The organism is Erwinia sp. AC075, from assembly GCF_979253995.1.
In genome coordinates, this window is the sequence record NZ_CEEDEU010000001.1 from 2,714,694 (window position 1) to 2,735,886 (window position 21,193).

General features: G+C 58.6%; 24 protein-coding genes. 7 read left to right on the forward strand and 17 right to left on the reverse strand.

Annotated features, from left to right (window positions below):
* Positions 1–18: 18 nt before the first annotated feature.
* A complete protein-coding gene (gene mtnK, locus AC0IXH_RS12945) occupies positions 19–1,218 on the reverse strand; it encodes an S-methyl-5-thioribose kinase (RefSeq protein WP_013200909.1) in 1,200 nt (399 codons plus the stop codon).
* A gap of 154 nt (positions 1,219–1,372) precedes the next feature.
* On the opposite strand from mtnK, the gene mtnA reads away from it, so the two are divergent.
* The gene (gene mtnA, locus AC0IXH_RS12950) at positions 1,373–2,407 is read left to right on the forward strand and encodes an S-methyl-5-thioribose-1-phosphate isomerase (RefSeq protein WP_013200908.1); all 1,035 of its coding nucleotides are present in this window, start codon (positions 1,373–1,375) and stop codon (positions 2,405–2,407) included.
* Positions 2,408–2,459: 52 nt separating this feature from the next.
* Here mtnA and AC0IXH_RS12955 read toward each other — a convergent pair whose 3' ends face one another.
* From AC0IXH_RS12955 to AC0IXH_RS12970, 4 genes are all read right to left on the reverse strand, one after another.
* Positions 2,460–3,308, reverse strand: coding sequence for an undecaprenyl-diphosphate phosphatase (locus tag AC0IXH_RS12955; RefSeq protein ID WP_346596414.1), 849 nt, complete (start codon positions 3,306–3,308; stop codon positions 2,460–2,462).
* A 259-nt stretch (positions 3,309–3,567) separates the two neighbouring features.
* A complete protein-coding gene (locus AC0IXH_RS12960; RefSeq protein ID WP_013200905.1) occupies positions 3,568–4,110 on the reverse strand; it encodes a 1,2-dihydroxy-3-keto-5-methylthiopentene dioxygenase in 543 nt (180 codons plus the stop codon).
* Positions 4,107–4,796, reverse strand: coding sequence for an acireductone synthase (gene mtnC, locus AC0IXH_RS12965; protein ID WP_013200904.1), 690 nt, complete (start codon positions 4,794–4,796; stop codon positions 4,107–4,109). Before mtnC ends, AC0IXH_RS12960 begins: the two co-directional genes overlap by 4 nt.
* A complete protein-coding gene (locus tag AC0IXH_RS12970; protein WP_013200903.1) occupies positions 4,793–5,407 on the reverse strand; it encodes a methylthioribulose 1-phosphate dehydratase in 615 nt (204 codons plus the stop codon). Before AC0IXH_RS12970 ends, mtnC begins: the two co-directional genes overlap by 4 nt.
* 150 nt (positions 5,408–5,557) lie before the next feature.
* On the opposite strand from AC0IXH_RS12970, the gene AC0IXH_RS12975 reads away from it, so the two are divergent.
* Positions 5,558–6,718: a pyridoxal phosphate-dependent aminotransferase gene (locus AC0IXH_RS12975; protein ID WP_471720541.1), complete on the forward strand. Its 1,161-nt coding sequence runs from the start codon at positions 5,558–5,560 to the stop codon at positions 6,716–6,718.
* The gene (locus AC0IXH_RS12980; protein WP_471720542.1) at positions 6,706–7,473 is read left to right on the forward strand and encodes an amidohydrolase; all 768 of its coding nucleotides are present in this window, start codon (positions 6,706–6,708) and stop codon (positions 7,471–7,473) included. The genes AC0IXH_RS12975 and AC0IXH_RS12980 overlap by 13 nt, the downstream gene beginning before the upstream one ends.
* Positions 7,474–7,499: 26 nt before the next feature.
* On the opposite strand, the gene uraH is transcribed toward AC0IXH_RS12980, so the two are convergent.
* The 9 genes from uraH to hpxU all read right to left on the reverse strand — a co-directional run bounded on the left by uraH (position 7,500) and on the right by hpxU (position 14,842).
* Complete coding sequence (uraH, locus tag AC0IXH_RS12985) at positions 7,500–7,835, reverse strand: hydroxyisourate hydrolase (protein WP_471720543.1); 336 nt, start codon at positions 7,833–7,835, stop codon at positions 7,500–7,502.
* Positions 7,832–8,326 (reverse strand): 2-oxo-4-hydroxy-4-carboxy-5-ureidoimidazoline decarboxylase, encoded by a 495-nt coding sequence (uraD, locus tag AC0IXH_RS12990; RefSeq protein ID WP_471720544.1) that lies wholly within the window; start codon positions 8,324–8,326, stop codon positions 7,832–7,834. The genes uraH and uraD overlap by 4 nt, the downstream gene beginning before the upstream one ends.
* Positions 8,323–9,591, reverse strand: a complete 1,269-nt coding sequence (gene hpxK, locus AC0IXH_RS12995) for an allantoate amidohydrolase (RefSeq protein WP_471720545.1) — start codon at positions 9,589–9,591, stop codon at positions 8,323–8,325. The genes uraD and hpxK overlap by 4 nt, the downstream gene beginning before the upstream one ends.
* Entirely contained in the window at positions 9,591–10,829 is a 1,239-nt protein-coding gene (locus AC0IXH_RS13000) for a pyridoxal-phosphate-dependent aminotransferase family protein (protein ID WP_013200897.1), read from the reverse strand. The genes hpxK and AC0IXH_RS13000 overlap by 1 nt, the downstream gene beginning before the upstream one ends.
* A gap of 33 nt (positions 10,830–10,862) precedes the next feature.
* Entirely contained in the window at positions 10,863–11,600 is a 738-nt protein-coding gene (locus AC0IXH_RS13005) for an amino acid ABC transporter ATP-binding protein (RefSeq protein WP_041691915.1), read from the reverse strand.
* Complete coding sequence (locus AC0IXH_RS13010) at positions 11,581–12,237, reverse strand: amino acid ABC transporter permease (protein ID WP_013200895.1); 657 nt, start codon at positions 12,235–12,237, stop codon at positions 11,581–11,583. Before AC0IXH_RS13010 ends, AC0IXH_RS13005 begins: the two co-directional genes overlap by 20 nt.
* On the reverse strand, positions 12,234–12,902 hold the full coding sequence (locus tag AC0IXH_RS13015; protein WP_134823530.1) for an amino acid ABC transporter permease: 669 nt from the start codon (positions 12,900–12,902) through the stop codon (positions 12,234–12,236). The genes AC0IXH_RS13010 and AC0IXH_RS13015 overlap by 4 nt, the downstream gene beginning before the upstream one ends.
* A gap of 9 nt (positions 12,903–12,911) precedes the next feature.
* Entirely contained in the window at positions 12,912–13,697 is a 786-nt protein-coding gene (locus AC0IXH_RS13020) for a transporter substrate-binding domain-containing protein (RefSeq protein ID WP_013200893.1), read from the reverse strand.
* A 305-nt stretch (positions 13,698–14,002) separates the two neighbouring features.
* Positions 14,003–14,842 (reverse strand): MurR/RpiR family transcriptional regulator HpxU, encoded by an 840-nt coding sequence (hpxU, locus tag AC0IXH_RS13025; RefSeq protein WP_013200892.1) that lies wholly within the window; start codon positions 14,840–14,842, stop codon positions 14,003–14,005.
* Positions 14,843–15,050: 208 nt separating this feature from the next.
* Between hpxU and AC0IXH_RS13030 the strand changes: the two genes are divergently transcribed.
* Genes AC0IXH_RS13030 through hpxZ form a run of 4 tightly spaced genes read left to right on the forward strand, consistent with a single transcriptional unit; the run spans position 15,051 to position 18,618 of the window.
* Complete coding sequence (locus tag AC0IXH_RS13030) at positions 15,051–16,637, forward strand: gamma-glutamyltransferase family protein (RefSeq protein WP_471720546.1); 1,587 nt, start codon at positions 15,051–15,053, stop codon at positions 16,635–16,637.
* A gap of 12 nt (positions 16,638–16,649) precedes the next feature.
* Positions 16,650–16,838, forward strand: a complete 189-nt coding sequence (hpxX, locus tag AC0IXH_RS13035) for an oxalurate catabolism protein HpxX (protein WP_013200890.1) — start codon at positions 16,650–16,652, stop codon at positions 16,836–16,838.
* A complete protein-coding gene (locus AC0IXH_RS13040; protein WP_471720547.1) occupies positions 16,835–18,235 on the forward strand; it encodes an AtzE family amidohydrolase in 1,401 nt (466 codons plus the stop codon). The genes hpxX and AC0IXH_RS13040 overlap by 4 nt, the downstream gene beginning before the upstream one ends.
* Positions 18,235–18,618, forward strand: coding sequence for an oxalurate catabolism protein HpxZ (gene hpxZ / locus AC0IXH_RS13045; protein WP_134823525.1), 384 nt, complete (start codon positions 18,235–18,237; stop codon positions 18,616–18,618). The genes AC0IXH_RS13040 and hpxZ overlap by 1 nt, the downstream gene beginning before the upstream one ends.
* 86 nt (positions 18,619–18,704) lie before the next feature.
* Here hpxZ and puuE read toward each other — a convergent pair whose 3' ends face one another.
* The 3 genes from puuE to AC0IXH_RS13060 are packed head-to-tail and all read right to left on the reverse strand — an operon-like array spanning position 18,705 to position 21,153.
* Positions 18,705–19,664, reverse strand: a complete 960-nt coding sequence (gene puuE / locus AC0IXH_RS13050; protein ID WP_338571027.1) for an allantoinase PuuE — start codon at positions 19,662–19,664, stop codon at positions 18,705–18,707.
* A 26-nt stretch (positions 19,665–19,690) separates the two neighbouring features.
* Positions 19,691–20,437, reverse strand: a complete 747-nt coding sequence (gene hpxA, locus AC0IXH_RS13055) for an allantoin racemase (protein WP_471720548.1) — start codon at positions 20,435–20,437, stop codon at positions 19,691–19,693.
* Positions 20,434–21,153, reverse strand: a complete 720-nt coding sequence (locus tag AC0IXH_RS13060; RefSeq protein ID WP_053141653.1) for a GntR family transcriptional regulator — start codon at positions 21,151–21,153, stop codon at positions 20,434–20,436. Before AC0IXH_RS13060 ends, hpxA begins: the two co-directional genes overlap by 4 nt.
* Positions 21,154–21,193: the final 40 nt, after the last annotated feature.

The following is a 21,193-nucleotide window of genomic DNA, read 5'->3' on the forward strand; positions in this document are numbered from 1 at the left end:
CAGGGGGAATCCTCTGGCTCAGCCGTTCTGACGCACGCGGGCAATCAGCGCATCGCTGTCGGCGATATGATCGGCCGCCAGGATCAGTGTCCGGCCCAGCGTGATGCACTGGCGAACGCACTCAACGCGCATGGTGTCGTCTTTGATGGTTTTAATGTCGGCGATCTGCGAAATGCCCACGGTACGGCGGATCATTTCCACGCCACAGAAGCCCAGCGTATCCCGCCAGATTTTCTGCAAAAACGCCGCCGCATAGCCCGGATAAGCCAGCGCGCGATCGGTGGTTTTTTCCGCCGCCAGCGCGAGGAATCCTTCGGCAAAACTTTTCCACGCGGCACTGACGTCACGCAGACGCTTTTCGCGCACGTCTGCCGCTTCACGCGGTGCCAGCAGCCCCGGCAAGGCGCAGTAGTTCAACAACAGGTTGCCGAGCGCGCTGCCGACATCAAAGCCAATCGGACCGTAATAACCAAACTCCGCATCAATGACTTTCAGGCTGCCTTCGGCGACAAAAATTGACCCGCTGTGCACGTCACCATGCAGCAAGGCTTCAGCGTTCGACAGGAAGCGATGCTTCAGTGCCGCCACTTTCAGACGCAGCTCGTCGTCGGTCCGCAAGGAGGCGACCAACGGCTCAAGTGCCGGGGCATAGGCGTTACGCTCGTGAATTTCGTAAGGCTCATCGAAGAACAGGTCTTCGGTCATCTGGCACAGTTCAGGGTTAGTGAAGCGGATGACATCGGCTTTTTTCTGATGAGGATGCTGATGGAAATCAGAGGTATGGAACAGGGTCTGCGCCAGATATTCCCCGAGCTGCGAGGCGGCCTGAGGATAGTCCACGCCTTTAACCTGCTCACCGCGCCAGATGGCATGGCTGGAGAGATCCTCCATCACCATCACCGCCAGCACCGGATCGTAATGCAGGATTTTTACCGTATGCGCCGGGCAGAATGTGCCGTGCACCTTCAGCACTTCGGCTTCAATACGCGCACGGTCTAAGGTCAGCGGCCAGGACTCGCCGACGCAACGCACATACGGCAACGCCTGCTTGACGATCACCCGGCTGACGCCTTCGCTGTCGAAGATTTTAAAGACGAGGTTCAGGTTACCATCACCGATTTCCTGTGACTCCACCAGACTCTCTGGATTTTCAACGCCGCCGAACTGGCGGGCATAGTCCACGGCATCCGCTGCAGTGAAGGTACGGTATTGCGACATTAACTCATCCTCATCAAAACGTTCCAGTCTGCCCATCGCTTTTCGTGCGAGCCTTTTTCGCGCAAATTTGTTGCGCAAGCCGTTCAGACGTCTATACATCCGTTCCGCATGTTGGCACAATATGCCCTGATTACGCAACCAGGATTTAACCTTCATGCAGACACTGAGCACAACCAGCTTACAAGTTCGTGATAACCAGCTTTGGATCCTCGATCAGCAGGCGCTACCGCAAAAAAAAATCTGGTGCCCAACGCCAGACGTCGCTGAACTGGTTGGTCACATTAAAGCCTTGAGAGTGCGCGGTGCGCCGCTGATTGGCCTCTCCGCCAGCCTGCTGCTGGCCCTGTTAGCTGAAAACGGGCTGAGCAAAACGGAACTGGCCGAGGCGCTGGAGGTGTTGCGCGCATCACGGCCAACCGCCGTCAACCTGATGAACAATCTGGATCGCATGAAGCAGGCGTTAGCGCAGGAGAATTTTGTGACCGCGCTGACCTTTGAAGCCCTGCGCCTGGTGGAAGAAGACAAAGCCTTGTGTGACAACATTGCCACGGCTGGCGCGAAGTTGATTACGCCGGGTAGCCGCCTGCTGACCCACTGTAATACCGGTGGTCTGGCAACCGCAGGCGTGGGCACCGCGCTGGGGGTGATTTCGCGCGGCTGGCAGGAAGGCAACGTGGCGAACGTCTGGGTGGATGAAACCCGTCCGTTGTTGCAGGGCGGACGCCTGACCGCCTGGGAGCTGGGTGAGCTGGGCGTGCCGTACCGCCTGATTTGCGACAGCATGGCGGCCAGCCTGATGGCGCAGAAACAGGTTGATGCGATTTGGGTGGGTGCAGACCGCATTGCCGCCAATGGCGATGTGGCGAATAAAATCGGCACTTACAGCCTGGCGGTACTGGCGAACTATCACGGCATCCCGTTCTATGTTGCCGCGCCACATACCACGCTGGATCCCGCCTGCCCGGATGGCAGCGCAATACCTATCGAGCAGCGCGCGGCCAGTGAAGTGACCGGCGTTGCGGGCAGTTTTGGTGACGTGCAGTGGGCACCGGAAGATGCGCAGGTTTACAACCCGGCATTCGATGTGACGCCTGCGGCGTTGATCAGCGGTTGGGTGCTGGATACGGGTGTGGTCACGCCTGCACAGGTTGAGGCGGGCATTTTCCAGCCTTCCCGCCCGACCGCGTAACATTGCCCCTTTGCCATCCGCTGCTGGCAAAGGGGATTTCTCTGCGTGGCGATTAGCCAAACACCCCCACCACCACGGCGGCCAACAGGCAGTAGCCGCCAAACAGGTGCCATCTGCCGTGTTCAAGCCAGCGTGAAAGCCAACGCAGCGCCAGCAAACCGGACAGGAAGCTGAACACCATCCCCACCAGCGACGGCACCAGGATCCCGCTCATCGCCCCATGACCACCGGCAGCAGCGGCCTGCCCACCGTGCTGATAGACCCTGACCACTTCCTTAATAATCACCGGCGGCGTTAACGCTACCGCCAGCGCAAAGCTGAACTCTTCCGCCCGTTTGCGGGACACGCCAGACGCCATCCCGGCCGAAATCGTCGCACCGGAACGCGAAAAACCGCGAAACGGCAGGCAGAGTCCCTGAACAATGCCGACGATCATCGCACTCTTTGGGCTCAGCTCGCCGTCTTTATTCTCTTTCTGTCTGGACGAATAGAGGATCAACAGCCCCGCCGCCGCCAGTCCTCCCGCAATCAGTTTGGTATTACTGAACAGCTGTTCGATTTCAAAGTCCGGCGCATTTTTGGCATACAGCGCGGTAATCACTTTTAATAACACCAGCCCGACAATGCCGGTACACAGGCTGGCTAAAAATATCAGCAGCATATTCTTTTTAAATGCCCGAACTGAGCTGAAATAGGTTTCTACCCAACTCTTCCAGAAATAAACAATCACCGCAAACATGGTTCCGGCGTGAAGCATCACCAGGAGCAGCGTCATATCCGGGGCGGAAGGATCCAGCCCCAATAACTTCTCGGTCATGATCACGTGAGCCGAGCTGGACACCGGCAGCAGTTCTGCCAGCCCCTGCACGACGGCCAGCAGCAGTACATGGAATAAGCTCAAGACATTCTCCCTCTGTGAAATAAAGATGACGTTTTCATGGCAGGCAAATGCCCACAAAAAATAAACAACGACCCTTAAATTATCACAGCGGTTTTTTTCTGCTCCTGAGCTAAATCTTATTCACCCGGCACGTTTAACTCCCGGCTAGGTTGGCGGCCCGAATTAAGAAACGACCTGGGCGAAGTCCCAATGGCATGGTGAAATGATAGTAAGAATAAAGCGGGCGAAAGCCGCTTTCGCCCCTTTTATTTACCGCGAGTTAAGGCAGACGCGGATAGGCATCCGCGATGGTGTCGCCGGTGAAATTGGCGATCCACCCTTCCTGATTATCGAAAATACGGATGGCGGTGAAATGCGGGGATGACCCCATATCAAACCAGTGCGGCGTGCCGGCGGGCACGGAAATCAGATCGTTCTTCTCACATAGGATCTGATAAATGTGGCCATCCAGATGCAGACAGAACAAGCCCGCGCCTTCAACAAAGAAACGCACTTCATCTTCGCCATGCGTATGCTCGGACAGAAACTTGCCGCGCAGAACCTCTTTCTGTGGATTGTCGGCACGCATGCTGATCACGTCCCAGCTCTGATAGCCCTTTTCAGCCACCAGCTTGTCGATGGCGTGTTGATAGGCGTTAATCACCGTTTCCGCTGCCGGGTTTTCGCCCAGATCGCGGTCGGCTTCCCAGCGCTCGAAACGCACGTCTTTAGCGTTCAGCCGCTGGCGGATCTCTTCAGCATCGGTGCTGTGCCACACGGGGGTGGTCGCTTCGCTGTCAGTAAAAATAGTCAGTGCACTCATGAGGAAAACAGCTCCAGGTTGATCTGATCAAAACGGTTTACCTGACGATGGCGGCTTTCGGCATCCGCTTCGCCGCGTAGTAACTGCACGGTGTTCCAGCCCGCGTCCTGTGCGGCATCCAGCTCCTGGTGTATATCGGACAAAAACAGCAGCTCATGCGCTGGCAGGCCAATCTCTGCCGCGATATTGCGGTAAGACTGCACGTCACGCTTGGCGCCAACATGGGTATCAAAATAGCCGCTGAATAAGCTAGTGATATCACCCTCATCGCTGTAGCCAAATAATAATTTCTGCGCGGCAACCGAGCCTGAGGAATAAATATAGAGATCAACGTCTTGCTGCTTCCATTTTTCCAGGGCGGGCAATACGTCCGGGTACAGGTGGCCAGTGAAGCTGCCGCTGACGTAGCCATCGTGCCAGACCATGCCCTGGAGGGCCTTCAACGCCGTGGACTTCCGGTCTTCATCCATAAAGCCAAACAGCGCGGCGATCAGTTCATCGACCGTGGCCTGCGGCTGAGCCAGTTCGGCACGCAGATCGGTTAAGGCTTGCGCCACGTCTTCGCGGTGCTGGAACGCGGTGATAAATGCCGGCAGATTCTCGCGGGCATAGGGGAACAAGACGTTATGAACAAAGCGAATATCGCTGGTCGTTCCTTCAATATCGGTGATAATCGCGCGGATCATTTGGCCTCCAGCACACGACGTTGTAATTCACACTGGAACAGGAATTCCAGACCTTCAAGATGGCGACGTGCTTCATTGACATCCTTTCCCCAGCAGGTCAGCCCGTGGCCACGCAGTAAAAAGCCGTAACGCAGCGGCGTCTGTTCGGCAAACTGCGCAATCCGCACCGCCAGAGCATCAATATCCTGATCGTTATCGAACAGCGCAATCGGCACGGCATCAAGGTGCGAGGTCTGCCCGGCGAGGGTTTTCTGCATTTCATAGCCCTGCAACACTAATGCGGTGCCCTTCTCAACCCGGGAAAGTACCGTGGCGTTGACGGTATGGGTATGCAGCACGGCGCCGGCCTCAGGAAACAGGCGATAGATTAAGGTATGAAGCCCGGTTTCCGCCGACGGTTTACGCCCTGATGGCACCTGATTGCTGGCGATATCCACCTGGATAAAGTCGTCACGCGTCAACGCGCCTTTATCTTTGCCCGATTCACTCAGCAGGCAGTATTCACGGTCCTGACGCACCGACATATTGCCGCCGGTTGCCGGTGCCCACCCTTTTGCACCGATCCAGTGGCAGGCTGCCACCAACTGATCCAACTGCGGGGTTATGCTCATACCTTTCCTTATAGAGCCGGTTATTTTCCGGCCTTTTAGTGGCATTTAGACGTCTAAGCGTCTCGATTGCCAAATAGTAGCATCGACGCTATAGTGGCAGCAACACAGGGTTAACACATCATAAAAACCGTTATTCAAGGGTTAACATTCATGAGCCAGACACCACGCGTTCCCGAGAGCAAACTGCCTGCTCTGGGCACCACCATCTTCACGCAAATGAGCGCCCTGGCGCAGCAGCATAACGCCATCAATCTGTCGCAGGGTTTCCCTGATTTCGACGGCCCGGACTATCTGAAAGCCCGCCTGGCGCACCATGTCAGCCAGGGTGCGAATCAGTATGCGCCGATGAGCGGCGTCCAGCCGCTGCGTGATGCCATTGCGGCCAAAACCGCCGAGCTGTATGGCTACCAGCCTGACAGCAACAGCGAAGTGACGGTGACCTCTGGCGCAACCGAAGCGCTGTATGCGGCGATCACCGCGCTGGTGCGTCCGGGTGATGAAGTGATCTGTTTCGACCCAAGTTATGACAGCTATGCCCCGGCGGTGACGCTGGCCGGTGGCGTGATGAAACGCATTGCGCTGCAGCCGCCGGCATTCCGCGTCGACTGGCAGGCGTTCTCTGCCCTGCTGTCACCGCGCACCCGACTGGTGATCCTGAATACGCCGCACAATCCTTCCGCCACCGTCTGGCAGAAAAGCGATTTTGAGTCGCTGTGGCAGGCGGTAAAAGCGCAGGAAATCTATGTGCTGAGTGACGAAGTGTATGAGCACATCTGCTTTGATCCTGAGGGTCATGCCAGCGTGCTGGCGCATGCCGAGCTGCGCGAGCGGGCGATTGCCGTGTCGTCATTCGGTAAGACCTTCCATATGACCGGCTGGAAAGTGGGTTACTGCGTGGCCCCGGCGGCGCTGACCGCGGAAGTGCGTAAGGTGCATCAGTATCTGACGTTCTCGGTAAACACCCCGGCGCAGCTGGCGATCGCCGATATGCTGACCGCAGAGCCTGAGCATTACCGCGAGCTGCCGGATTTCTATCGTGCCCGCCGCGATGTGTTCGTGCAGGCGCTGGCCAAAAGCCGCCTGGAAGTGCTGCCGTGTGAAGGCACCTATTTCTTACTGGCCGATTACAGTGCGGTCTCAGACCTCAACGACGTCGAATTCTGTCAGTGGCTGACCAAGGAAGTGGGCGTCGCCGCCATTCCGCTGTCGGTGTTCTGTGCGGATGCCTTCCCCCATAAACTGATCCGCCTGTGCTTCGCCAAACAGGAAGCCACGCTGATTGCTGCTGCGGAGCGCCTGTGTCAACTTTAAACCTGACGGTATTACAGCAACCGCTGGTGTGGATGGATGGCGAAGCGAACCTCGCCTTTTTCGACACCTTGTTAGCGGATCTGCATGGCAAGGATCTGATAATCCTGCCGGAAATGTTCACCACCGGCTTCGCGATGGAAGCGGCCAAAAGCTCGCTGCCACAGGCGCGGGTGATCGAATGGCTGCAGGCGAAGGCGAAAGCCACTAAGGCGATGGTCGGCGGCAGCGCGGCGATTCAGACCGAAAAAGGCGCGGTGAATCGCTTCCTGCTGGTTGAGCCGGAAGGCAAGGTTCACCACTACGATAAACGCCACCTGTTCCGCATGGCCGATGAACATCATCACTATCTGGCCGGCGATCGCCGTGAAATCATTGAATGGCGCGGCTGGCGTATTCTGCCGCAGGTTTGCTACGACCTGCGTTTCCCGGTATTTTCCCGCAACAGCAACGATTATGACCTGGCGCTGTACGTCGCCAACTGGCCTGCTCCGCGTGCCGCGCACTGGCAGGCGTTGCTGCTGGCGCGCGCAATTGAAAACCAGGCGTATATCGCCGGATGCAATCGCGTCGGCACCGATGGCAATAACCAGCAGTACAGCGGCGACAGCCGGATTATCAACCCGCAGGGTGAAATCCTGTCAGCCGGCGAAGCTCATCAGCCAGCCATTCTGAATGCCGAGCTGTCGCTGGAGAACCTGCGCGAATACCGCGAGAGATTCCCCGCGTGGCGCGATGCCGATGCCTTTAGCCTGTAAGCGGTACGCGGGAAAGGCGTGCTGAATCAGCTCCCGCGGTAAGTGGACCACGACCAGGGTGAAATCAGGAACGGCAGATGGTAATGCCCACCCTGTTCGGGCAATACGAAGTCAATTTGCGCGCTGGCATACAGCGTTTCGCGCCCGCTGGCGGCAAAGAAGCTGGCGAGGTCGGCCACCAGCCGATACTGACCCGCACCCAGACCTTGCGGGGTTAAATCCTTGATACGGCCGTCAGCATCGGTAATGCCTTTGCTGACCGGCTGCCAGCCGTTGCTGCCGTGCTGCTCCAGTGAAATCGACACGCCGGTGGCCGGTTTGCCTACTGCGGTGTCCAGCACATGCGTGGTAATGGTGTTCATGCAAAAGTCTCCTTCAAACGCAGCAGCGTAATTTCTCGCAGCTGCTGCAGGGCTTCCTGCTGCTCCTGCTGCGGATCGTTCGTCAGCCGCCGGACCAGCTCTGAAAGCATCTCTTCGCCGCTACGGCCTTTCGCGCGGATCAAAAACACCCGGCCAAAGTGTTCTTCATAGGCGGTATTGCCCGCCTGAAGGGCCTGTTTAAGCGCCAGATCGTCTGCGTTAACGCTCGACTGCTCGCCACGGGAAAGCGTGGCTTCTTTACCTGTTCCCTGCGCTTTTTCACCAATGCGGGGATGGGCTGACAGCGCCTGGTTGAGCGCCTGCGCGTCCCACTCTCCGGCCAGTGCGTTAGCGGTGGTCAGCAGCGATGCCAGTGACGCGAACGGTCTGGCGGCCACCAGTGCCTCAGACCAGTCGGCAATCGCCACGCAGTGCGCAATCTGCTGCTTCGCGTCCGCTGCCGGGGCCTGATTAAACTGTTCAAGGCTCATTTCACGCCTCCGGATGCCACGTCAAACACCACCCGGGTATACGCCTGGATCGCCTGCGCCACATCCTTTTCCATTACCGCCTCGGCAGGATGATGGCTGATGCCGCGATCGTTACGCACGAACAGCATGCCGACCGGCCAGCGTTCGGCAATGGCGATGGCGTCGTGTCCTGCACCGCTCGGCAATGAGACGCTGCGACCCTGCACGCCGGAAACGGCGCGGCTTAACGCCGCCTGCAGGCCGTCATCACAGCGCGTCGCCGGGATATGATAATACTCTTCGGCGCTGAAGGTCAGCCCACGGCGCAGCGCAATGGCTTCGGCCTGAGTCAGCAGATCGGACAGCAGTTCCGCCAGCGGCAGATCTTCCGGCCCACGCACATCCAGCGTCAGGGCAACGTCGCCCGGAATCACGTTTACCGCGCCAGGTGAACACTGAAGCGTGCCCACCGTCGCCACCAGCTGAGGACTGTGTTTCGGCGTGGTCTGCTCGATAAACACCATCCATTCGGCCGCCGCCGCCAGCGCGTCTTTGCGGTGCGACATCGGCACCGTGCCAGCATGACCGGCTTCGCCGACAAACTGGCAGTTCAGACGGCGGGCACCGTTGATCGCCGTCACCACGCCCAGCGCCAGGTCTTCCTGCTCCAGACAGGGTCCCTGTTCAATATGCAGTTCCAGATAGGCGACAATCTCGCTGACATCGCGGGCCGCCTGCTGGATTTTTTCACCGTCCAGCCCGATATCGGCCATCGCCTGGGCGACGGTAATGCTGTTGCCATCCGGATGGGTGACCCAGCTTTCCGGCCAGGTGCCGGTAATGCCACGGCTGCCGAGCAGGGTGATACCGAAACGGGTGCCTTCTTCATCGCCAAAGCCGACGATTTCAATCGCCAGCGGCAGGCGTTGCTGCTGTTGATGCAGCGCCTGCACGGTTTCGATGGCGGTCAGGACGCCCAGCATGCCGTCATAGCGGCCCGCATTGCGTACGGTATCGAGGTGCGATCCCAGCAGCAGCGCCTGCGCCCCGGTTTCCAGCCCTTCGTAGCGTCCGCAGATATTGCCGACGCTATCCTGCCAGACGCGCATCCCGGCTTCGCGCATCCACTCGCCCACCAGCGCATTGGCCTGCATATGCTCAGGTGACAGGTAAACGCGCGTCAGCATGCCGGGCGTTTCGCTGATCTCCGCCAGCCGATCGCAACGCGCCATCACCCGGGCGGCCGCCTGCGCCGCACTGGCGGCATTCATCAGGCCGTCGCTCATCAGTTGCTCCCGTTGGCGTAATGATCCCAGGCGGACTGCATCGCCGCGCCCTGCGGGGTTTTGTAGCCCAGATGGGTCAGCACCGATTCCAGCGCGCTGAGGGTTTGCATCACGCAGTCTTTACGCGCGTTGTAGCCCATGGTGCCAATGCGCCAGACTTTGCCGTGCAGCGGACCAAACGAGGTGCCGATCTCAATGCCGAAGTCTTCCAGCATCAGCTTACGCGCCTGGTCGCCGTTGATACCTTCCGGGATCACCACGCCCAGCACGTTGTTCATTTTGTGTTTCAGGTTGCCGAAGGTGGCGAGGCCCATCCCCTGAATGCCTTTCAGCATCGCATCGCCATGCAGCTTGTGGCGGGCGATGCCGTTATCGAGGCCTTCCTGCAGGATCAGACGCGCGCACTCACGCGCACCGAACAGCGCGCTGGTGGCTTCGGTGTGGTGGTTTAACCGCTCCGGTCCCCAGTAATCCATGATCATCCCGAGATCGAAATAGTTTGAGTAGATCATCTCGTCATCGCCGTCCTGATGGGCCGCGGTACGAATGCCTTCCTCAACGCATTTGCGCTTGCGGATCGCCGCTTCCATCTCCGCGCTTAAGGTCACTGGCGAGGTGCCCGAAGGGCCGCCAAGACACTTCTGCATGCCCGCAGAGACCGCATCCAGTCCCCAGGCATCGGTTTCCAGCGCGTTACCGGCAAACGACGCCGTGGCATCGGTGTAGAACAGCACGCCGTATTTTTTACAGATCGCGCCCAGCTCTTCCAGCGGTTGCAGCATGGTGGTCGAGGTATCGCCCTGCACGGTGAGCAGCAGGCGCGGTTTCACTTTTTTGATCGCGTCTTCGATCTGATCCGGCGTGAAGACTTCACCCCATGGCACTTCAATGGTGTGCACTTCTGCCCGGCAGCGACGGGCGATCTCACACAGCAGATGGCCAAAGCGGCCAAACACCGGCACCAGCACCTTATCGCCAGGGCGGATCGCCGACAGCAGGATCGCTTCGATCCCGGCGCGTGAGGTGCCGTCGATCAGCAGGGTCCATTTGTTTTCGGTACGAAATACGCCGCGATACAGTTCCATCACTTCATTCATGTAATGGGTCATCGCCGGATCGTACTGTCCCAGCAGCTGGCTGGACATCGCGCGCAGCACGCGCGGATCGGCATTGATCGGTCCCGGCCCCATCAACAGGCGTTGTGGCGGGTTAATCTGTGGGTATTTGGTGATATCCATCTGCTCTTTCCTTTTTGGTCTGAACCGGCGCGGTTAACTTAAGCCACGCACCGAGGAGATAAATTGTTTAAGTTCCTGCGTCTGCGGATTGGCGAACAGGCTTTTGCTGTCGCCCTGCTCCCAGACCCGCCCCTGATGCATAAACACCACGCGGTCGCCCACTTCACGGGCAAAGTTCATTTCGTGGGTCACCAGGATTAAGGTCATGCCTTCTTTGGCTAACTGCTCCAGTACCTTCAGCACTTCGCCCACCAGCTCCGGATCCAGCGCCGAGGTGATTTCATCACACAGCAGCACTTTCGGCGTCATGGCCAGCGCACGGGCAATCGCCACGCGCTGCTGCTGTCCGCCGGACAGGTTGGCCGGGAAGTAATCCATACGGTCGCCCAGGCCGACTTTTTCCAGCATCTGGGCGGCCAGCGCGCGGCATTCCGCTTCGCTCTTTTTCAATACGCGGCGCGGGGCCAGCATCACGTTTTCCAGCGCGGTCATATGCGGGAACAGGTTGAAGTTCTGGAACACCATGCCGATTGAACTGCTGATTTCACGCGCCTGTGAATCGCGGTTGGTGATGGTCATGCCACCCAGCTTGATGCTGCCTTCCTGATAGCCTTCCAGTCCGTTCATACAGCGCAGCAAGGTACTTTTGCCCGAGCCGCTGCGGCCGATAATGGAGATCACTTGCCCCATATCGATATCGAGATCCACGCCTTTCAGCACGTGGTTCTCGCCATAATATTTCTGCACCTGATTAATGGTGATGAGCGGCATTGAATTTCTTCTCCAGGTACTGGCTGTAACGGGACAGCGGATAACACATCAGGAAGTAGCCCAGCGCTACCAGCCCGAAAACTTTGAACGGTTGATAGGTGACGTTATTCAGGATGGTGCCGGCTTTGGTCAGCTCGATAAAACCGATAATCGAGGCCAGCGCGGTGCCTTTAATCACCTGAACGGCAAAGCCGACGGTGGGCGCAATGCCAATCCGCAACGCCTGCGGTAATACCACGCGAAATAAGGTCTGACCAAAGTTCAGGCCCAGACAGCGTGAGGCTTCCCATTGCCCTTTTGGCAGCGCCAGAATGCTGCCGTGCCAGATATCCACCAGAAACGCGCTGGTGTAAAAGGTTAACGCCAGCGAGGCCGCGGTCCATGGGGACACATCAATGCCAAATAACGCCACGCCAAAGAACGCCAGGAACAGCTGCATCAGCAGCGGCGTGCCCTGAAACAGTTCGATGTAGCCGCGGATCAGGCGGTTCGGCCAGCGGCGGCGGGTTAACCGCACCATCACCAGCGGCAACGCGACCACCGTGCCGCCAAAGAACGCGGTCAGCGACAGTAAAATCGTCCAGCGGGCAGCCAGCAGCAAATTGCGCAGAATGTCCCAATCGGTAAAGGTATTCATCCCTGGGCGCTCCCTAACCATTTACGGCCTGCGGCCAGCAACAGCTGACGCATCACAATCGACAACGCCAGATAGATCAGCGTGGTCACCAGATAGACTTCAAAACTTAAAAACGTGCGCGACTGGATCAGGTTGGCGGCAAAGGTCAGCTCTTCATAAGAGACCTGCGACACCACCGACGAGCCGAGCATCACGATAATGCACTGGCTGACCAGCGCCGGGTAAATGCGCTTCAGCGACGGCGGCAGCACCACCCGCATAAAGGTTTGCAGTCGGGTTAAGCCCAACACGCGGCCGGCTTCCCACTGCCCTTTCGGCGTTACCTGAATGCCGGCGCGGATAATCTCGGTGCTGTATGCGCCGAGGTTAATCAGCATCGCCAGCAGCGCCGCCTCGCCAGCGGTCAGCTTCAGCCCCAGATTTGGCAGGCCAAAGACGATAAAGAACAGCTGAACCACAAACGGAGTGTTGCGGATCAGCTCGACATAGACGCCCCACAGGCGACTCACCAGCGAGGGCTTGCCGCTACGCAGCGCGGCGCCGAGGATCCCCAGCGAGACGCCACCCACGGTAGCCAGTACGGTCAGCTGGATGGTGACCCACAGGCCGGAAAGCAGTTCCGGCCAGTAGGGCCAAAGAGCGGGAAAGTTCAGTTGCCCAATCATTGCCTGCCCTTACGCGCCCAGATCTGCAGGCAGTGGCGCTTTCAACCACTCTTCAGACAGACCGTTCAGCGTTTTGTCTTTGATCGCCTGCTCAATCAGCGCGTCGACTTTGGTTTTCAGTGCCGGCTCATCTTTACGCATGCCGATAAAGCACGGTGAATCTTTCAGCATAAATTTCGCCACCGGCGCTTTGTCGGCATTCTGGCGGGCAATCGCCGCCACCACCAGGTTGCCGGTCGCCACGTACTGCACCTGACCCGACAGGTAGGCAGACAGCGTGGTGTTGTTATCTTCATAACGCTTCAGCTGGGTGTCTTTCGGTGCCACATCGGTCAGCACCATGTCTTCCACCGCACCGCGCGTCACGCCAATGGTTTTGCCGCTCAACGCCGCGGCATCTTTCAGCTGCGCGTCTTTCGGTCCAAACACCCCGAGGAAGAACGGTGCATAGGCCCGGCTGAAGGCGATAACTTTCTCACGCTCCGGGTTTTTACCCATGCTGGAGATCACCAGATCCACCTTGTCGGTCTGCAGATAAGGCACGCGGTTGGCGCTGGTCACCGGCACCAGCTGCAACTTAAGTTTCATCTGCTTCGCCAGGTATTTCGCCATATCAATGTCGTAGCCCTGCGGCTGCAAATCGGTGCCGACTGAGCCAAATGGCGGGAAGTCCTGAGGAACGGCCACGCGCAGAACGCCACGTTTTTCAATGTCCTGCAGCTGATCGGCCATTGCCTGCGTCACCTGCGTCAACATCAGTGCCGCGCCAACCATTGCCAGTAATGCTTTCTTCATTAGGTGTTCCCCGAGTAATAAAACATGAAACGAAAGATTCTTGAAGAATTTATTTGCAACTAATGTGCCAGCGAGAATAAAAGGCGGAGAATTTTTTGCGGCGGCGAGCCGCGTGCGGGATCGCGGGGAAAATCGGGCGATAAAAACCGCGTTGAAACCGGAAGTTAAGGTTTTAGTGGCAGTAACTTGCCAGGCAATCGTTTGCTATTGCGCCAGAAGCCCGCGTGAATCGGGCGGGTATGATGAAAGGGTTTAGCGATCGGCCAGCGCCCTATAAACAGGCAAAGCACCAAAATGGTGCCCCATTAGCGCTGTTCCAGCTCGTCCAGATGGCTGTAAAGGTCGGCGATTTGATGAATGCGCTGGCGTCCTTCGGTTAAAAGTTCATGCAGCACGGCATTGGCCAGCAGGTTGATTAAGCTGTTGGCCGAGGCGTAGCTGTCAAAGGCGGAGACGCTGTCCAGCGGAGCACAAAGCTGCCAGCGGGCCAGCGCAATAATGGCCTGCGCCTGCGGTTCACAGATCACCAGCGTGGGGATGCCGTCATGCTGCAGCTGTTGCAGTAACGGCTTGATAATACGGGGACGGCGACGGAAGGCCAGCACCACCACCATATCCTCCTGCGTCACTTCCACCAGCTCTTCAGACAGCGTCTGGCCTGGCTGCGGCAGCACCTGAATGCCGCCCCGCGCCTGCAGTAACTGCTGGCGGAAGTGCAGCGCCACCGGATAGGCGTTACGCAGCCCGACGACAAATACGCGCTTGCTGTTGGCCAGATGCTGAACCACTTCACCAAACTGAGCGGTATCCACCTCGTTAACCCACTGGGTGAGATTGGCCATCTCCTGCTTGTAGTGGCGGGCCAGCAGCGTGTTGCCCTGCACGGCGTCACGGTTGTCGGTTAACGGCATCCCGCTTTGACGCAGCGTGCGCAGTTCGTCGCGCATATCCTTATATTTTTCATAGCCTAAGCGCTTGAACAGGCGGCTGACCGTCGCCTTGGATACGCCGCTCAGGCGGGCCAGCTCGGCGCTGTTATAGCTGATCAAATCATCAAAGTGATCGAAAACAAAATCCCCTACCCGTTGCTCCTGCGGCGAGAGCTGCGGATAGTGACTTCTGAGACGTTCATCGAGCTGCTTCATGGTATTGACCTTGTAACTTTTGTTTCAGAGAACCTAACATATACAAATAACGTGCCCATCCGGGGAAGTCATTCTGCCGTCAGACGAGAAATTTGTCTCTCTCTTCCGCGCCGGCCGGCAGTTTTCCACGCTTAAGCGCCCTGATCCTGAAAAACTGGAACATCTCTTGCTTCCTTGTTCCCCTGTAACCCTAAAAAAAGAGACTGGAATGATTCAGAGTAATATCGCCCCGCTGGGCATGGCCGTGGCACCGCACCATCTGGCAAGTGAAAGCGCGCTGGCCGTCTTACGCGAAGGCGGCAATGCCATTGAAGCGATGGTGGCCGCCGCCGCGACCATTGCCGTGGTCTACCCGCATATGAATGGATTGGGCGGAGACGGCTTCTGGTTGATCGTGCCGCCAAAGGGTGACCCGATTGCCATCGACGCCAGCGGCGCTGCCGGTTCGCTCGCCGATCGCGCCTTCTACGAGGGCCTCGCGTCGATTCCGCATCGTGGTCCTAAAGCGGCGCTGACCGTGGCCGGCACCGTCAGCGGTTGGGCTGAAGCGTTAACGATTTCAGCTGAGTTTGGCGGCACGCCCACCCCGGTTGCCCGGTTACTGGCCGATGCCATCCGGTATGCTGCCGATGGCATTCCCGTCACCCAGTCACAGTCTGCCGCCACCGAAAGCAAATACCATGAGCTGGCGAAGCAGCCTGGCTTCGCTCACACCTACCTGCCGGATGGCGAAGTGCCGAAAGCGGGCAGCCGCTTCACCCAGCCGGAGCTGGCGAATACCCTCAGTCTGCTGACGGAAGACGGGCTGGAGAGTTTTTATCGCGGTCCGCTGGCCAATAAGCTGGCCAGCGAGATGTCGCGCCTGGGGATGCCGGTCACGCTGGAAGATCTGAATAATCACCGCGCTAAGCGCCGGGTGCCGCTGCGTATTCAGCATGAGTATGGCGAGGTCTACAATATGACGCCGCCAACCCAGGGGCTGGTGTCTCTGGCGATCCTTGGCATTACCGACCGCTTAAATATGGCGGAAGCCGATGAAGCCCAGACCGTGCACCGCATTGTCGAAGCGACCAAACTCGCCTTCAGCCTGCGCGATCGCTACATCACCGACCCGCTGCATATGCGCGAAGAGATGCAGGCGCTGCTGGATTCCGACGTGCTGGCCACCCTGGCGAACCAGGTCGATGAGCAGAAAGCCACGCCCTGGGGAACGGGCAAAGGTCCGGGCGACACCGTGTGGATGGGCGTGATGGACAGCAGCGGCATGGCCGTGTCATTTATACAGAGCATTTATCACGAGTTTGGCAGCGGCGTGGTGCTGCCCGACACCGGCATTACCTGGCAGAACCGCGGCGCGGCATTCAGCCTCGATCCTGACCATCTGTTAACGCTGGTGCCCGGCAAACAGCCGTTCCATACGCTGAATCCTGCCGCCGCGCGCCTGAATGATGGCCGCACCATGGTGTATGGGTCGATGGGCGGAGATGGACAGCCGCAAACGCAGGCCGCCATTTTCACCCGTCACGTGGTTCAGGGGATGCCGCTTCAGCAGTGCATCAGCGCGCCGCGCTGGCTGCTCGGCCGCACCTGGGGCCAGGCCTCCGATTCACTGAAGCTGGAAAGCCGTTTTTCTGAACACACCTTTGCACAACTTCGCGCATTGGGTCACGACGTTGAAGCGCTGCCCGATTACAGCGAGGCCGTTGGTCACGCCGGCGCCATCGTCCGTCATACCAACGGCATGTTGGAAGGGGCATGTGACCCAAGAAGCAACGGCAGCGCTGCCGGTTTTTAACAGGAGAGGATCATGAAGCAAACTTCGCCCGACTGGGCAGCCTACGTGGCACAAATGGAACAGGTTCTAGGCGTGCCGCTGGACGAGCAGCGACGTGCCGAACTGTTAGTGCAGTTTACCCGCATCGCCGGAATGGCCGCCCCGTTGATGGCGTTCCCGCTGGATGACCGTCTGGAAGTGGCAGGAGTGTATAAAGCATGAATCCGGCCTCATTATCCATTACCGACATTCAGGGCGCGCTGGCGAAAGGCGAGCTCAGCGCCCGCGAAATCGCGCAGCAGACGCTGAGTCATATTGAAGCCGCCAACCCGGCGATCAACGCCTGGACGGAAGTGACGCAGGATCGCATGCTGAACGAAGCCGATCGCCTCGATCGTCTGCGTAAAGAAGGCCGTGCGCTGCCGCCGCTGGCCGCGGTGCCGTATGCGGTGAAAAATCTGTTTGATGTTGCCGGGCACGCCACCCTCGCCGGTGCCAGCCTGTTCAGCGATCGTCAGCCGGCAAAGCAGGATGGCTTTGCGGTGAATAAACTGAGCGAATCGGGCGCCCTGCTCTCCGGCATGCTGAATATGGATGCCTATGCCTACGGTTTCACCACCGAGAACACCCATTATGGCGCGACCAAAAATCCCCGCGATCTGCAGCGGATCGCAGGCGGATCGTCCGGTGGTTCCGCTGCCGCCGTTGCGGCAGGTCTGGTTAACTTTTCGCTGGGCACCGACACCAACGGTTCGATCCGCGTACCGGCTTCGCTGTGTGGCATTTTTGGCCTGAAACCGACCTTTGGTCGCCTGTCCCGCAGCGGCAGCCATCCGTTTGTCGCCAGTCTGGATCACATCGGTCCGTTTGCCCGCTCGGTGGAAGACCTGGCGGTCGTCTACGATGTGCTGCAGGGACGCGATGTGCAGGACAGCTTCCAGGCGGAGAAAGCCATTCATCCCGCCCATCGCCTGCTTGAGCATGGCCCTGAAGGCCTGCGCTGCGGCGTGCTGGGCGGCTATTTCCAGACCTGGTGCAGTGAAGACGCCCGCGCAGCGGTCGCAATTGCGGCTAACGCATTGAACGCGCAGGATGAAGTGCTGTTCCCGGAAGCGGAGCTGGCGCGCACTGCCGCGTTTATCATTACCGCCTCTGAGGGCGGCAACCACTATCTCCCGGCGCTGCGTACCCAGCCTGAACGCTTTGAACCGCTGTCGCGCGAGCGTTTACTGGCGGGTGCGATGATCCCGTCAGCCTGGTATGTGCAGGCACAGCGGTTCCGTCATCACTTTAAGCAGCAGATCCTGCCGCTGTTTGAGCAGTTCGACGTGCTGATCGCGCCCGCGACGCCGAGTACCGCAACGCTTATCGGCCAGGAAACTATGCACATCAATGGCACCGATCTGCCGATCCGCGCCAGCATGGGTATGCTGACGCAGCCGATCTCGTTCCTCGGCTTGCCGGTGACCACCGTGCCGCTGCAAACGCCGGGCGGTTTACCGATCGGTCTGCAGCTGATTGCGGCACCGTTCAAAGAAGAGGCCTGTCTGCGTGCCGCATGGGCACTGGAAAAAATGGGCATTGCGCAAGCAGCCCCCGTCAACGTGAGCGCAAACTAATGAAGAGTGAATATATCGATCGCCCGGCGATTCTGGCTGAAGTCACCACCGCGTTTTACCGCTATGAAGAAGCCCTGATCAGCAATGATACTGGGGTGCTGGATGAGCTGTTCTGGCATGACGATCGCACCGTGCGTTTGGGTGCCGGTGAGAATCTGTATGGCATTGAGGAGATCAGAGAATATCGCGCGTCACGCCCGTCAGCCGGCTTGAACCGCGATCTGCGCAATACGGTGATCACCACCTTTGGCGAAGATTATGCGGTGTGTAGCACCGAATTCACCCGCGAAGGAACGGATAAAATTGGCCGTCAGCAACAGACCTGGGTCAAGCTGCCGTGCGGCTGGCGCATCGTGGCCGCGCAGGTCAGTTTGATGGTATAAAGCAGGCGAATCCGGGCCGGATGTAACCATCTGGCCCGGATAGCCGATCCCGGTGGCCCGATTTCTCAGGCCACCCGCTTGCAGACTCACTCCGTCGGCGCGGGATGGGTTTTGACCCAATGCTCGGCGATTTGCTGACGCGTACAAATCCACACGTTTTCGTGCTGCTGAATATGATCCAGGAAGCGCAACAAGGCCTTGAAGCGACCCGGACGGCCCAACAGGCGGCAGTGCATGCCAATCGACAGCATCTTCGGTGCGGTTTCGCCCTCTTCATACAGCACATCAAAGCTGTCTTTCAGATAGGTATAAAACTGCTCTGCGGTGTTGAAGCCCTGCGGCGTGGCGAAGCGCATATCGTTGGTTTCAAGCGTGTATGGGATGATCAGATGCGGCTTCACCGTGCCATCCTGACAGGTGACCTGCGTCCAGAACGGCAGGTCGTCGCCATAATAGTCGCTGTCGTAAGTGAATCCGCCCTGCTCAACCACCAGCCTGCGGGTGTTCGGGCTGTCGCGTCCGGTGTACCAACCCGTCGGCGCTTTGCCAAACAGATCTTTTAAGGTATCCACCGCCTGCTGCATATGCTGACGTTCCGCTTTCGGATCCATCGACTGGTAGTGGATCCACCGCCAGCCATGGCTGACCACGTCGTAATCGGCAGCCTTAATAGCATCAACAATCTCGGGATGACGCGCCAGCGCCATCGCCACGCCGAACACCGTTAGCGGCAATCCGCGCTTTTGGAACTCATTATGGATGCGCCAGAAACCGGCACGAGAACCGTATTCATACAGCGAGTCCATCGACATATGACGCTCGGGATAGCTTGCCGCGCCGATAATATCGGACAGGAACTGTTCGGAACCCGCATCGCCATGCAGCACGTTGTTCTCTGCACCCTCTTCATAGTTCAGCACAAACTGCACGGCGATCCGCGCGTTGCCCGGCCAGGCCGCATGGGGTGGATTGCCGGCATAGCCACGCAGATCGCGTGGGTAGTTTTTGTTAAAGCTGTACTCTTTTTTCTCTACGGCATCATTCATGGTCAAAGTCCTTGTGTCGGGACGACTTAATCCAGTTTAAGAGAGGCAAACTGACCCGACAGGGTTTTTCTTACAGGATAGTCCAGGTCACCGTGTTTACTGGTCGATAACCCCAGCGCCACCAGCGACTCCACCATTTTTACTGCGGCTCCCACGCCATCAATGACCGGGATACCCAGTTCCAGCGTTAACTCACGCGCCAGCGTGGCCATGCCACCACAGCCGAGCACAATGGCACCGCTGCCGTCTCGCTTCATCGCTTGTATACAGCCTTCGCGCACTTTCTCCTGCGCCAGACCGGTGCCATCTTCCAGTGCCAGCACCGGCAAATCGATGGCATGCAACGCGGCGCAATGCTGTTCAAAGCCATACTGCTGTAGCAAATGCCGTGCAATGATTAAGGTACGCGGCAAGGTGGTGACGATAGAGAAGCGGGTCGCCACCATCGTCGCCATATGCATCGCCGCTTCGGCAATACCAATCACCGGTCCCTGAGCCAGTTCGCGGGCGGCTAGCAGCCCCGGATCGCCAAAGCAGGCAATCACGTGCCCACTGACGCCCAACTCACGGCCCGCCTTGATCTGTTCCAGCACGCCGATGGCGGCGATAGCCTCGTCAAAATGCCCTTCGATAGACGGCACGCCCTGCGACGGGCACACCGCGAGGATCTCGGTTCCCGGCGCGGCCACGGCGCGTGCTGCGGCTCCGATTGTCGCGGTCATCGCCTGGCTGGTGTTCGGGTTAATCACCTGAACGATCTGCTTCGCGCTCATGCTTTCGCTCCAAAGCCGGCAAACAGGCGGCCAAAGTCAGGCAGCTGCTCGCCGCTGCGTTCAAAGTGCAGACTGTCTACGATATGCGCGAAATGTTGCTGCATTGCGTCAGTTAGCGGTTGCAGCGCTTTTTGTCGCAACAGTTCAATCAGCCGATCGTGATCGTCACAGCGGCAGCCCTGCTGCCACGGCGCGCCATACGCCGCAATCACCAGCGACGATCGCTGCGTTAATCGCGTCACCATTTCGGTCAGTACCTGATTGCCTGAGATAGCCTGCAGCTGAATATGAAAAGCGGCGGAAAGGCGGATAGCGGCCGGGCCATCGTGCGCCTCGTGCGCCTGTTGTTCCTGGCGATTGAGTTTCTCCAGCGCCACCAGGTGCGTCGACTGGCAACGTGCGAGGATCGCCGGCAGATTGGCACATTCAAGTAAGGCTCGGGTGCGGAAAATATCCTGAGCCTCTTCCACTGAGGGTGTCGCTACCTGTGCACCACGTTTGGGCGTCAGGACGATCATTTGCACCGCGGCGAGGCGCTGAAGCACTTTGCGGATCCCGGTGCGGCTGATGCCAAACACCTCCGCCAGCGCTTCTTCCGGCAGCTTACTGCCCGGTGGCAGCTGGTGCTCCACAATGGCCGACATCAACGCCTGATAGATCGGCTCGTCCTTGTCGTTCAGGTCAGAGGCCGTTTTCAGGCCGGTTTCACTCTTCATTACCCACTCCGGTAAACATCAGTTCCGTAAAGAATCGTAC